This is a genomic window from Pseudomonas sp. PAMC25584 (genome assembly GCF_058135675.1).
Genome location: NZ_CM176870.1, coordinates 2456858 through 2469232, shown reverse-complemented (window position 1 = coordinate 2469232; position 12375 = coordinate 2456858). Strand labels below are relative to the sequence as shown.

Sequence of the window (12375 nt, the reverse complement as noted above, 5' to 3'; positions counted from 1 at the left end):
AAGCGTCTATCGACGATGCGCCAACGACCTCACGCAGCGATCCCCCAGGCTTTGCACGCCCTGCACGAGCACCACTAACACCACCACCGTCACCACCATGATCTGGTTGTTGAAACGCTGGTAGCCGTAGCGAATCGCCAAGTCGCCCAAACCACCGCCACCGATCACCCCGGCCATGGATGAAAAGCCGATCAGCATCACCAGGGTCAGCGTGACCCCGGCCACCAGCGCCGGCAAGGCTTCGGGCAGCAGCACCTTGAAAATCACATGCCGGATATCGCCGCCCATCGCCACGATCGCCTCGATGCGGCCCGTGTCCACTTCGTCCAGGGCGGCCTCGACAATGCGTGCGAAAAATGGAAAAGCCCCCATGGTGATCGGCACCACGGCGGCCGTGCTGCCCAAGGTGGTGCCGACAATCAGGCGGGTCAGCGGAATCAACGCGATCAACATCACCACAAACGGCAACGAACGCCCCAGGTTGATCACCGCGCCCAACGCACGGTTGAGCCGTGGCAGCGGGAACAGCCCAGCCGGGCGGCTGATAAACAGCAACACGCCCAGCGGCAGGCCGATCAATAAGGTGAACAGCCCCGCCAGCAGCACCATGTACAGGGTTTCGCCGGTGGCGTTGAACAGCAGGTGAAGCACCTCATTCCAGTCGGTTTTCATACCGCCCTCACCACGTGCAGGCTGGGCGCCAGCGAGCGGCCCAGGCGCGATGACGGGTCGGCCTGCAGTTGCAGCAGCGTGCCGCTTTCCACCACACGCCCCGCCGCAAGGGATACCGCGCTGTCGCAGATCGCCTTGACCACCTCCAGCTCATGGGTGATCAACACGATGGTCACCCCGAGTTGCCGGTTGATGTCGCGCAACAGCGCCAGGATCGAGGCGGTGGTTTCCGGGTCTAGGGCGCTGGTGGCTTCATCCGACAGCAGATACGCCGGGCGCGCGGCCAGTGCGCGGGCGATGCCGACGCGCTGCTTTTGCCCACCGGAAAGTTGCGCAGGAAACGCCACCGCCTTGTCGCTCAAGCCAACCAACGCCAGCAACTCCGCCACCCGCACGGCACGCTCGGCCTTGGGCAGCCCGGCAATCTCCAACGGCACCGCAACGTTATCCGCCACATTGCGCGAGTGCAGCAGGTTGAACCCCTGAAAGATCATGCCGATGCGCTGGCGTTGCTGGCGCAGCGCCTTATCCGTTAACCGGGTCAAGTCCTGGCCATCGATGAGGATGCGCCCGGACGTCGGCCGCTCCAACAGGTTAAGGCAGCGCAGCAAGGTGCTTTTACCCGCGCCGCTGCGGCCGACGATGCCGAAGATCGAGCCGTCGGCGATCTGCAGCGACACGTTATCCAGCGCCGCCGGCTGGCCGTCGGCGTAGGTTTTGCTAACGCCCTCGACGACGATCATTCGAGCGCCACCGGGATCACCGAACCGGCATAGTTCTCGCTGATGAACTTGGCCACCGCCGGCGAGCGCAGGTCCTTGGCCAGTTGCTGGATGCGTGGGTCCTGCGCCAGTTTGGGCGTGGTCACCAGAATATTCGCGTAAGGGTTGCCCTGGGCCTTTTCCAGCCCCAGCGCATCCTTGGCCGGTTGCAGCCCGGCTTCAAGGGCGAAGTTGCCATTGATCACCGCCAGGTCGACATCCTCCAGCGCCCGGGGAATTTGCGGCGATTCGATTTCCAGGATCTTCAGGTGCTTGGGGTTCTCGGCAATGTCCTTGGGCGTGGCCTGGTCCTTGGACGCATCGTTGAAGCCCGGCTTGAGGGTGATCAGGCCATTGGCTTGCAACAGGTACAGGGCGCGGCTCAGGTTGGTGACGTTATTCGGCACGGCGACGGTGCCTTTGTCGGGCACCTGGTCGAAGCCGGTGTGGCGGTGCGAATAGATCCCCAACGGTTCGATATGCACGGTGGCCGCCACGGCGAACTTCTGGCCGAGCGCCTGTTCCTGGGACTTGAGATACGGCAGGTGCTGGAAATAATTGGCGTCGACATCGCCATGGGCCAACAACTCATTGGAGTTCACGCCGCTGGGGATCTCGATAATGTTCAGCTTCAGGCTCGGGTCGAGCTTCTGCACGTATTCGAGGATTTGCGCGTGGGGAATCGGGTCGGCGGCGACGCGCAAGGCATCGGCGGCCGACACATTGAAAGCGGCCAGCAAGGCCGCCAGGGTAAGTGCGGATGTCTTCAACAGAGTGATCTCCTGCTCAGGCGGACAGAGCGTGGGGCAACGTGGCGTCGGCGTAGAAGCGCTGGGCGACATCCGGGTGGGAGCGCAGGCGGCCCTTGAGGTAGTTCCAGCCGACGTCGCGCAGCAACGGGTTGCGCGGATCGCTGGTGGGGCCGTGGGCATCGCGCAGCAGTTGGGGCGCGAGTTGGTACACCGGCACCACCGCATCCAGTTGCGCACCGAGGAAAAATGCCAGGGACAAGCGTTCGCTGCCCACCGGCGGCGACACTACGCGGTGGACCGTGGCACGCAGATAGCCGTTACTGGCCAGCTCCAGCAATTCGCCGATATTCACCACCAGCGTATCGGCGCGCGGCGCGGCATCGATCCAGCGGCCCTCCTCCACTTCTACCTGCAAACCGGCCTGCTGGTCTTGCAGCAGGAAACTCAGGAAGCCGGAGTCCTTGTGCGCGCCGACACCCTGGCGACTTTGCCCGGCATGGCGGCCAGGATAGCGGATCAGCTTGATATGTTCGTTGGGCGTGTCGCCGTACAGCGCGTCGAACGCGTTCTCGGGCAGGGACAAGGCCTGGGCGAATGCACGTAGCAGGCGCAACGACATCTGGGTCATCGCGTGCTGCCAGGCCAACACCAAGGGCTTGAGCTCGGGCAACGCCGCCGGCCATTGATTGGGGCCTTGCAGGCGTGCCCAGGCCGCAGGGTGCTGATCGACGGCCAAGGGTTCGCGCTCAGCACCGACGTCGAACTGCTCACGCAGGTCCGGCCGGCCGCGGGTGATTTCCGAAGCTGCGCGGTTATAGCCGCGAAAGTGCGCGGAGTTGATCATGCCGACGGCCAGTTTTTCTGCCTCGGGCAAGGCGAAAAAGGCCCGCGCCTGCTGTTGCACCTGCGCCAGCAACGCCGGGGCGATACCGTGACCCGTAAGGTAGAAGAAGCCGATGTGCCGCGCGGCAAAACGCAGCTCATCAAGAAACGCGCCGCGCTGCGCCGGGCTGCCATCGAGCAGCGACAGGTCCAGCAGCGGCAAGGCGGTAATAGATTGCAGCATCGGCGGCTCACTCCATGAACGTCTTGTGGGAGCAACCAAGCTAAACGATCTTAAAAAACCTCAATAAATATCTTTTTTGCATTAGCTTAAGCAGTCGCTTCACCTGCGGGAGCGCTCACACAAGCGCGGAATCGACGGCACCGGGCAGGGGGTGGCGGAGCGGCGCCGTAGCGACATGGCGCTGGCTTCCCAGGTAAAACCCTGGAGTTTCAAGGGAATTAGGCGAGCCATCACCGGGCCACATTTATAGAGAAAACTAAATCACCTGATGCAAAAAAACCATTTGCCCTAAGATACTTATCGCACACTAACAATCTGTACTTGTAGTGGTCAACTCATCCCGGACACGGTTTTGAGTTTTTCTTCCGTTTTCGCTGGGGCCAATCCATCGTTAAATTGATGAGGTCGGATCCAGTTGTAGTGATGCATCAGGTACTGGCTAATGTCTCTCTGAGCCTGGTGGCCGGTCATGTAGCCAGTGGTTGGTATCCACTCTGTTTTCAAGCTGCGAAAAACCCTCTCCATCGGCGCATTATCCCAGCAGTTTCCTCGGCGGCTCATACTCTGACGCATGCGATAACGCCACAGCCGCTGGCGAAAGTTGCGGCTGCCATATTGCGATCCCTGGTCTGAGTGAAATAGCAGGCCTTGCGGCTTGCCACGCTGCTCGTAAGCCACGTCCAACGCCTTGATCACCAAGTCTGCATCCGGCTTTTCTGATAACGCCCAGCCCACCACTCGACGAGCGTAAAGATCCATGACAACCGCAAGGTAGTGCCATTTCCCCTGTGCCCAGATGTAGGTGATGTCGCCGCACCAGACCTGGTTGGGCGCTTCGACATCAAATTCTCGGTTCAATATATTTGGGATATCCGGCCGCTCGACTGTCGCCTTTTTATAGGCGTGTGATCCTGGCTGCTTGCTGACCAACTCCAGCTCACGCATCAGCCTGCGTACCTTAAACCGTCCAATTTGCTCACCTTCTTCTTGCATCATCAACGTGATGCTTCGACTGCCGGGAGCACTTCGGCCCTGGGTGAACAACTCGCTCACTCGGCTACGCAGCCTGAGCCGCTCAACATCTGGTGTTCGCCGCCTTAGACGATGCGCGTAGTACCCCGAACGAGCGACCTCAAACGCCTCGCACAAGCAGTCAACAGGCTCATGGACGCTTAGCTGATTGATCAGCGCGTACGCTCGAGATCTTCCGACATCAAGAGCGCGGTAGCCTTTTTTAATATTGATTTCTCGCGCTCGAGGCGAGCAATCCGAGCTTCCAACTCCTGGATTTTTTGCTGCTCTGGTGTCAGGGCCTTGCTCTGGGGCGTGACGCCGGTGCGCTCTTGCTGAAGCTGGTCGACCCAGCGGCGCAGCGCCGACTCACCAACACTCAGTGAACGACTGGCTTCGATGAAGCTGTAGTTTTGCTTGAGCACGAGGTCGGCAGCCTCGCGTTTGAATTCAGCGGAAAAGGTACGGCGTTGTTTGGTCATCTGACACCTCGATCTGGCGAGTATTCTCGCCTAAAAGGGTGTCCGGTTTCATTAGACCACTACAACTAGCATACGTGTACCTCCGCGCAACACCCCCCGCAACACCCCCCTCCCACCCCGCTATCGCCTTTAAAATCAAGTGATGAATGTTAAAATTTGTCACGTTTTGGCGTAATCAATTCGATTAGTATCTAAACGCTAGCAGCGATTGAACTGTCGGCATTGCATGCCAGAAAAGGGAGTAGGTGATGCACTTTTCCAACGTCCTCGCTATTTCACGGACCGCGTCTAAAACCGAGGATTTTAGAGCGCTTATAGTTCGCACGGTACCAAATGATTTAAAAGTCGACACATGCAGCTACAGCCAACTAATCGACCACCAGGAAGACCACGCCGATTATCGCGCCATCATTATAGAAATCGATACTCCCTCTGCCAGCGGCCAAGCCCTGGACATCATAAAGAAGATCAGGACTAAAAATCCGGCCTGCCTCATAGTTGTTTTCGTTACCTTTGCCTCAACCCAAAGCAAAACCAAATATTATTTGGCCGGTGCGGATTACTGCCTAAAAGTCACACACACCGCGCCTGAGGAAAAATTTTGTTTAGTCGATGCGTTTCTCAATGAGACGTATCGTTTGAACTACTGCAAACTCATTCTGGACCAGGATCGGATGTGCATTTTCGGCAATGGCGAAAAACTGGAAATCTCCTTCGTCGAAATGAAAGTCCTCGAAGCCCTGATCCATAGTCGACTGCTCAGTCACGATGAGATCGCCGGGGTCATGGGGCTCAATACCAAATTCTACGATTCTCGAGCCCTGGAAAAATCCATCAGCCGTCTGCGCAGCAAAATAAAGGCTCGCTATGGCGAAAATGTCATTCAGAACATCCGTGGCTACGGCTACAAATTGAGCCGTGGGATTATTTCCGCCAATCATCTTCAGCCTCTCCAGGAGCGTGCGCATCGTGACTAGCGAAAAGACATCACCTGCTGAAATAGCTGAACTAAAGCTTTTCAGGCAAGCGATAGTTGAACGAAGTTACGCACTTTGGGGTAATGAGATCCGCATAACCAGCGAACGCAATCTGCTCAACCTTCCGGAGCACTTGCACCCGCTATATCGCATTCAACTTAAATGCGCCTACAGTGATGCCTTGTCGCGTTTCGAACGACGCACGACTACCAATATCCGTCATCTAGCACCCGCCTCTGCGCAGCCGGCGACTCATAAATTCCTGCGAATCGAGCAGTCGGCGCTTATGTACGAAGACACGCTCAAGGAACTTATCCAGGCCGCGCACACCCTGGAGACATATAAGCAACAACTCGTTATCAGTGTAGAAAATCCGTTGGATGCGCTCCCTGGCCCCACAGAACGCCGCGCGATGGTGCGTCAGCTTTATACCCTGAAAGACCGAAGTGGTATCAAGCTTGCCTACAATAACTACACACTCGATACAAAGCAGGCTGACCTGCTGATCGAATTAAAGCTCTATGACTACATAAAAATGCCGTTTCCGGATTCGGCCCTGCGATTGAGTCTGAACACGCGCTCCGATCTGTTCGACCGACTCTACGACCGCATGCTAGAGCTGATCAGCGCCACCCGAGTCTCGTTCATTGCGGATATGGTTGAGTTTTCTGACAGTGCGACGCTCGCTAAACGTTTACCTTTCAATTACTTTCAGGGCGGCTATTACTCGCCCGCTGAAAATCTGTAAAGTTCTACTCCCCTGACCACGGTGAACACTATGAGCGCACTTAAGAAACACCTGTCCACAGCAACGACTGCATTTATCGTGCTGCCCGACTTTGCGTCGAATACGGAGTTACTGTATGACGACATCGCTTGCCCGTCACGAGCGAACCCAGAAGAGTATCCCTCTACATCACCGGCAACAAGCACGCCATCGCTTGCCAAGCATTATTTCAATCAACGCTGCGCTAATTATCCGGCAATCGAAAAGTTCAACAACCCTCATATTGTATCGACGCCCGAGCCTTATAATAAATTGCAACCCTATAACAACCTTGGCTTCAAGGTTCAGCTTCGCAGCGTCGACCGGCATCAAAAAACACTGAATACCTACACCGAAAAACCCGCGGCACACGCGCCCGACTTCTGGACACTGACACACCATGATCGAATGTTGGTCAAAGGTGGCCTACGCATTTCCTTGACCACGATTGAATCAGCACTTATCAAAAAAATGTTACACCATGAAGAACGCGTGGTGAGTAAAGAAGAACTTATTCGCAATATTGGTCGCGAACCTGAATTATACCGAGGCCTGGAAATGTGCCTCAGTCGACTTCAGGATAAATTCAGGCGTGTCAACGATGGCGAGCGTTTGTTCCGTTCGGTGAGAAACCGTGGCTATTGCTTGACACAGAAAATAAAAAACACCGTCGAGCTTTCTCAGCAATGCCGCTAAAAAACCAATAATAATCCGACACTCGATATTCTTGGCGTTAATGACGCCCTTATATCTGCCTTTTTATAACAATCTGCCCTCATCCAACAACGACTCAACTATTGCCATGCTCCTGTTATAAGTCGTCAGCTACTGCCCCCTGCCGTTGATTAATATCAATCTGTGCGCGCTTACGTGTGCCTGTCATTTGGCCGCTTTAACGCCACGTCTCGCTTAAGCCTGCCACCGCGAGTGGTCACCACTGGGAGCAGTAGTATGCTAAATAACCGAAGAATGCATCGTAACCTAACCCCCAAAGGTCTGACCTTTTGGGGACAGTGGACGCTGGCCTCAAGTTTGGTCGTCGCGCTGTTATTTGCATTGGTTATTTTAAAGACCGGCCAGCTCGAATATCACTATCGGGTATTGGCCGCCTTTAGTATATTGGCCTCGATCCCTGCCTATATGTTGTGTGATGTCTACAGTAAGAAAGATGATTACGCGGTGGGATTGGGCAGACTCTTCATGGGCTGGTTACTTACCCTGCTGATACTGATTGCCGTGGGCATCGCCTGCAATGCCAATGCGTTGTTCCCCCTCGAAATCCTGCTGCTGTGGGCGGCAATCAGTTATGCCGTGCTGGCGCTCTGTTACATCCCCATCCACAGTCTTTCCCGCTATTACCACGGGCAACTTCACGAGCGGCATAAGTCGCTAATCATTGGCACCGGCAAACTTGCCGCCGACCTTGCGAACACACTGTCCCGGCAAAAACGCTCGCCGCTGGTCGGCCTCGTCGGTGCCACGGCAACCGCCTTCCCAGGCGTGCAATCGCAGATACTCGGCGAGCTGCCGGACCTGCCGCAGTTGATCAGGCAGCACGGTATCCGCAGGCTGTACATCACCCATTCGCTGCAGGAAGCCACCCACATCGAGGCGCTGTACATCAACCTGCTGGAGATCAGCGTGGACGTCATTTGGGTCCCCGACCTCAATAACATGCTGCTGCTCAATCACTGCGTGGCCGAGGTGGATGGCCTGCCGGCGATTTTCCTCAATGAAAGCCCGCTGACCAGCCGCCCGACCGCCGCACTGAGCAAGTCGCTGCTGGACAAAAGCCTGGCCTTGCTCGCGATCATCCTGCTGAGCCCACTGCTGTTGCTGTTCGCCGTGCTGATCAAACTGACCTCCCCCGGCCCGGTGATCTTCAAGCAGGACCGCCACGGCTGGAACGGTCAGGTGATCAAGGTGTGGAAATTCCGCTCGATGCGTGTGCATGACGACCAGGAGGTACGCCAGGCCAGCCGCCACGACTCGCGCATCACCCCCGTGGGGCGGTTCATGCGCCGCACGTCCATCGATGAACTGCCGCAGTTGTTCAATGTGCTGCAAGGGCACATGGCCCTGGTCGGTCCAAGGCCCCATGCGGTTGCGCACAACGACTACTACTCAGGGAAGATTCACGCGTACATGGCGCGCCACCGTATCAAGCCCGGCATCACAGGCCTGGCGCAGATCAACGGGTGCCGGGGCGAGACCGAGACCCTGGAGAAGATGCAAAAGCGCGTCGACATCGACCTGCGCTACATCAACACCTGGTCACTGTGGCTGGACATCAAGATCCTGCTAAAAACGCCGTTCACCCTGCTGTCCAAAGACATTTACTAAGACAAAAAAAGGGGGACTTCACGTCCCCCTTCCACGCCTATTCAGTGACTTTCTCGAAGTTCCGGTAGAACAGGTCACTGTCGCGGCCGTCGGTCATCGTATGCAGCGAATACGCGCGATTGAGCCGCGCACCACCATCGCGGGTCAGCGGCGCCCACACCAGGTTGGCGCGGCGCATCGTCGACAGGCTCATCAACTCATCGAACGGAATCGACAGGTAAAGGCCTTTGTCGAAGCTGCCTTCGCCAAAGGCTTCTTTTGACGCGGTGGTGCGGGTGACCCACGCGCCAATCCGCACGCCATTGTTGAATTCGCGCGACAGGTCCAGGGTGGCGCCCCAATCGCGGGCCAGGTAACGACCGACACTCAGCGCCCCCTGTGTATTGAACGGCAAGTCGGTGTAACCGGTGATATGCCCCGTGACCGTGCGGTAGTCGCGCAGGCTGAAGTCCTGCTCGAATCCGCGCTGGCGCACGTAGTTCAGATCAGCGCCAAGCGCCCAGCGCTGGCCCATCGGCCGGTACAGCACTTCACTGCCGACACCGGCATACATCGACTCCAGTAATCCGCCATAGACCATGCCGTATAGATCCTGATCCAGTCGCACCGCATGGTTGAGCTGGAACGTCGGCAAGGTCACATCGGAGCTGGTCATGTACTTGCGCAGATCGGTACGCACGCGCGGCAAGCCGCTGGGGGCGTCGTAGGTGAAGCCATCGTAATTGTTCAGCAGGTTGACGCTGAGCAGGCCGCTCCACCAGGTGTTGCGGTTGAAGCGGTATTCGGCGTCGAGGTCGGCGGAAATCTGATACAGCAGGCCATCCGGCCCGCCGACGTTCTGCTTGTATCCCAGGCCGACGCCGTAGCTCAAGGGCTTGGGCGGTTGGGTGTAGAGCAGCGTTTGCGCCTGGGCGCTAGGCGGGTTGACTTCGGTCTGGCGACGCAGGGTCTGCAGTGTCTCGCGCTGGTTGACCACCTCGCGGAACGTCTCGCGGGGCACGCTGGTTTCTTCGATCGGCATGGCGTACCGCTCGCTCACCAGGGTGAACCAACTGATCTGGTCATTGACACTGTCGTCCAGGATACGGCTGGCGCGGCCCACGGCCTTGGCACTGTAGAGATAGCGTTGCTGCTCGCCATACACCAATAACTCTGGGCCGCGCTGGGCAATCCGTTCGACGTTATAGCCAGCGTTGTCCTGCAAACGCTTGGACACCGCGGCCCAATCCACCTGATCCATGGCGACGGTCGGCGCCTGGGCGGGCAGCGTGGGGGCTGGCGGGTCGTAGGTTTTGACCGGTGCCTTGCGGCTGACGAAATTGGTGTGCAGGGTGATACCGAACATCGCCGTGTTGCCGCGTTCCCAGGCGGCACTCACGTCGACGGCGTCGGCCACCGTGTAGACGAGCCCGAGGTTGAGCGGCGAGTCCTGGCGCTGGTTGTTGTTTCGGGGCTCGCTTTGGTAGTCGTTGCCCTCGTATTCCAGCTTGAGGCTCAACGGCGCCCAGGGGGTCTGGTAGGCGACGCCGCCAAACAGCGCGGGGCGGCCGCGGAAGTAGCCGTTGGAAAAGTTGCCGGAACCTTCGGCGGTAGGCCGCTCGTTGAACCGATCACTCAGCGCGCCCAACGGGTTGCCGAAATCGCCACGACTGCCCAGGTAGCCCCAGGCGATGCCCGCACTGAAATCGAATTCGCCATACCGCTTGTTGGCCACCAGGTACTCGCTGGAAAACAGCCCGGTGCCCCCCAGGTCGAGCATCCCCACTGCGACCTGGGGCAACCAGTGGCTTTCCTCGTAGAGGCGCACTTTGGCGTCGACGGCCTTGTCCTTGTAGCTCTGGCTGCCGCTGAACGATTCGGCGCCATAAGGGCGGTTGGTGATGGCGGTGTAGCGAAAGGTGCCTTCGAGCCAGTCCAGCGGCTGCACGGAAAAACTGTAGCGACTGTAAGGTTCGGTGCGGTTGGCATTGACGCTGAGTTCGCCGGCCGGGGCCATGCGTGCGGTCGGGGTTTGCAACAGCCCGACCCCGCCAAAATCACTCTGGGTGTAACGCGGATCGCCATGCGCGACGCCACAGGGCACCAGCAGCACAGCTGCAATACATAATTTCAAGGCGTGACCTCAGCCAGGGGTTGGGTGGCAAGAAACTCGGCCAGTTGTTGGTTCAGTTCAGGCGTGGGCGGTTCCAGGTCGTCGCTGCGCAGCGGCACCAGCAATGTGCTGCCCGGTGCAGGCGCGGCAGCTGTCTCGCGGTTCCACGGGGCAATGCCCAGGCGCGTGACCTGGCCGTCGGGCTGGATCAGCCACACGTAGTCGAGATCGGCACCCGCCACCGCCGGGCATTCGTCGAGGTAGTCGCGCGCCGCCCGCATCGCTTGGAACGCCAAGGTGCAAGGGGCCGCGACGGCGCCCAGGACGCGCACGCTAGCGGGCCTGGCCGGGTAGATCAGTTGATCACCCTCGCTGACCCGCAGGTTGGGCGCAAAGCCGACCTCCACGGCCACCGGGTCCAGCACCGCGCGTTGCCGGCCGGTCACCGGCAAGGCCTGCACCTGTCGATAGACGCGCGCCGCGACGTCGGCCCTGCCGTCGCGCCCGGCGGCCAATGCGGCCTGACGCAACGTATCCAGGTCAAACAGCACGCCGGCTTTGAGCCGGGTCTGGGGCTCGATCAATGGCCGGTGCAGCCAGGCCGCCGCCAGCCAATAGCCCTGGGCATCCGGTTGTGACGCGGTGATCGCGTCGAGCAAGCGCGCCTTGGGTGGCAGGGTGATCGGCCCGGGGTGCAGGACTTGCCCGCTCACTGTCATGGCGGCCTGGCAGGCACTGGCGCCGCTCCACAACAGCGCCAGCACCCAGCGTTTGCGAGCGGTCATCGGGCCTCCTGGCGGGCGGGTTGCAGTTGGGTGATTTTCAACGTGAGGCGGGGGCTGAGGTGCTGTTCGCTTTGCACGATGAAGCCGTCAGTGGGGTCGACCCAATAACGGTTGCGCGCACGAAAACCCAGGGCCTCGGCTTCGATGTCTTCATCGACGCGCAGCAAGGCGTAAGGCTTGTCGAGGATCTCGAGCGTCTCCATGCCCTCGCGGGTCAGGCGGCTGGTGACGGTGATGCCGACGCGATAGCCCTCCACCAGGTCGATCTGCCGGCTGCTGCGGTAGCCGTCCGGCACGCGGTGCAGCCCCAGCTGGAACGGCGACTGCCCCTGCCAGCGCGTGCCATCCAGATCAGTACCGAGGCCGACGGTGCGCACTACCAGGCCATCGCGCATCAACAGCACCTGTTTGCCGGAGGCGACCCAGAACTGCAGGTCATCGCGCTGGCGAATCATCGCCATCACCCCTTCGCTGGACACCGTGGTCACTTTGATCTGGGGAAACGGCACGGCGTCCACCTGGGCCTGGCTCAGCGCCAATGGCGCAGGCCCGACGACGGCCGCCTTGAAGGTATCGAGCGAGGCCTGCATCAGTGGATTGCAGCCGCACAACAGCCACGCAAGACACACGTAAATACCGATTTTCACACTGTTCACGCAGGTTCCACC

12 protein-coding genes are annotated in these 12375 nt (G+C 59.0%); 4 read left to right on the top strand and 8 right to left on the bottom strand.

The window, feature by feature from the left end; genetic code table 11:
- Nucleotides 1-6 precede the first annotated feature (6 nt).
- The 5 genes from ACS5Q8_RS11500 to ACS5Q8_RS11480 form a co-directional block, all read right to left on the bottom strand.
- Nucleotides 7-672, bottom strand: a complete 666-nt coding sequence (locus tag ACS5Q8_RS11500; RefSeq protein WP_443697732.1) for a methionine ABC transporter permease — start codon at nt 670-672, stop codon at nt 7-9.
- Entirely contained in the window at nt 669-1415 is a 747-nt protein-coding gene (locus ACS5Q8_RS11495; RefSeq protein ID WP_443694066.1) for a methionine ABC transporter ATP-binding protein, read from the bottom strand. The genes ACS5Q8_RS11500 and ACS5Q8_RS11495 overlap by 4 nt, the downstream gene beginning before the upstream one ends.
- On the bottom strand, nt 1412-2206 hold the full coding sequence (locus tag ACS5Q8_RS11490) for a MetQ/NlpA family ABC transporter substrate-binding protein (protein ID WP_276197953.1): 795 nt from the start codon (nt 2204-2206) through the stop codon (nt 1412-1414). The genes ACS5Q8_RS11495 and ACS5Q8_RS11490 overlap by 4 nt, the downstream gene beginning before the upstream one ends.
- Before the next feature lie 13 nt (nt 2207-2219).
- On the bottom strand, nt 2220-3251 hold the full coding sequence (locus ACS5Q8_RS11485) for an isopenicillin N synthase family dioxygenase (protein ID WP_465160206.1): 1032 nt from the start codon (nt 3249-3251) through the stop codon (nt 2220-2222).
- 330 nt (nt 3252-3581) lie between these two features.
- A protein-coding gene (locus tag ACS5Q8_RS11480; protein WP_095019831.1) for an IS3 family transposase occupies nt 3582-4744 on the bottom strand; the annotation gives its coding sequence in 2 pieces (ribosomal slippage) (nt 3582-4489 and nt 4489-4744; 1164 coding nt in all).
- A gap of 248 nt (nt 4745-4992) precedes the next feature.
- On the opposite strand from ACS5Q8_RS11480, the gene ACS5Q8_RS11475 reads away from it, so the two are divergent.
- The 4 genes from ACS5Q8_RS11475 (at nt 4993) to ACS5Q8_RS11460 (ending at nt 8830) form a co-directional block, all read left to right on the top strand.
- Nucleotides 4993-5721, top strand: a complete 729-nt coding sequence (locus tag ACS5Q8_RS11475; protein ID WP_426102439.1) for a winged helix-turn-helix domain-containing protein — start codon at nt 4993-4995, stop codon at nt 5719-5721.
- Nucleotides 5714-6469: an EAL domain-containing protein gene (locus ACS5Q8_RS11470; protein ID WP_443694063.1), complete on the top strand. Its 756-nt coding sequence runs from the start codon at nt 5714-5716 to the stop codon at nt 6467-6469. Before ACS5Q8_RS11475 ends, ACS5Q8_RS11470 begins: the two co-directional genes overlap by 8 nt.
- A 30-nt stretch (nt 6470-6499) precedes the next feature.
- Nucleotides 6500-7183: a winged helix-turn-helix domain-containing protein gene (locus ACS5Q8_RS11465; protein ID WP_465160205.1), complete on the top strand. Its 684-nt coding sequence runs from the start codon at nt 6500-6502 to the stop codon at nt 7181-7183.
- Between the two features lie 255 nt (nt 7184-7438).
- A complete protein-coding gene (locus ACS5Q8_RS11460) occupies nt 7439-8830 on the top strand; it encodes an undecaprenyl-phosphate glucose phosphotransferase (RefSeq protein WP_443694061.1) in 1392 nt (463 codons plus the stop codon).
- A 37-nt stretch (nt 8831-8867) separates the two neighbouring features.
- On the opposite strand, the gene ACS5Q8_RS11455 is transcribed toward ACS5Q8_RS11460, so the two are convergent.
- Genes ACS5Q8_RS11455 through ACS5Q8_RS11445 form a run of 3 tightly spaced genes read right to left on the bottom strand, consistent with a single transcriptional unit; the run spans nt 8868 to nt 12363 of the window.
- On the bottom strand, nt 8868-10943 hold the full coding sequence (locus ACS5Q8_RS11455; RefSeq protein ID WP_465160204.1) for a YjbH domain-containing protein: 2076 nt from the start codon (nt 10941-10943) through the stop codon (nt 8868-8870).
- The gene (locus tag ACS5Q8_RS11450; RefSeq protein WP_465160203.1) at nt 10940-11707 is read right to left on the bottom strand and encodes a capsule biosynthesis GfcC family protein; all 768 of its coding nucleotides are present in this window, start codon (nt 11705-11707) and stop codon (nt 10940-10942) included. Before ACS5Q8_RS11450 ends, ACS5Q8_RS11455 begins: the two co-directional genes overlap by 4 nt.
- Nucleotides 11704-12363 carry a YjbF family lipoprotein gene (locus ACS5Q8_RS11445; RefSeq protein WP_276193494.1) on the bottom strand — a complete coding sequence of 220 codons (660 nt, stop codon included), beginning with the start codon at nt 12361-12363 and terminating at the stop codon, nt 11704-11706. Before ACS5Q8_RS11445 ends, ACS5Q8_RS11450 begins: the two co-directional genes overlap by 4 nt.
- Nucleotides 12364-12375 lie beyond the last annotated feature (12 nt).